This is a genomic window from Enterobacter cloacae complex sp. 6730903 (genome assembly GCF_048283985.1).
In the GTDB taxonomy this organism is placed as follows: Bacteria; Pseudomonadota; Gammaproteobacteria; order Enterobacterales; family Enterobacteriaceae; genus Enterobacter; species Enterobacter hormaechei_C.
In genome coordinates this window covers 1-270 of sequence record NZ_JBLVXX010000234.1, presented here as the reverse complement: position 1 = coordinate 270, position 270 = coordinate 1, and the positions used below count along the sequence as shown (strand labels likewise).

Genomic DNA, 270 nt, shown 5'->3' with positions numbered 1-270 from the left:
ATACTGGACTACAAAACCGCCTTAAGTTGGTCACTAATAATCAAGTTGAACTAAATAAAGCTACGGAAGACACTTTCCGAATTGCTCAAAAAACCTATTCAGCATGGGATTCTGTTCTACAGGTCTACCAGCGTTTTAGTGATAATGCCAAAACTTTAAACCTCACAATGGATGACACAGCACGTTTAACTGAAACAGTTTCTAAAGCTGTAGCAATTAGTGGTGCAAGTGCAGAAGCTGCTGATGCTGCTTTAGTTCAGTTCGGGCAGG

1 protein-coding gene is annotated in these 270 nt (G+C 40.7%); it reads left to right on the top strand.

Translation table 11 applies throughout. The features are described 5' to 3' along the window. On the top strand, positions 1-270 hold a 270-nt coding region (locus ACNQ0W_RS25725; RefSeq protein WP_417933347.1), incomplete at both ends, for a tape measure protein.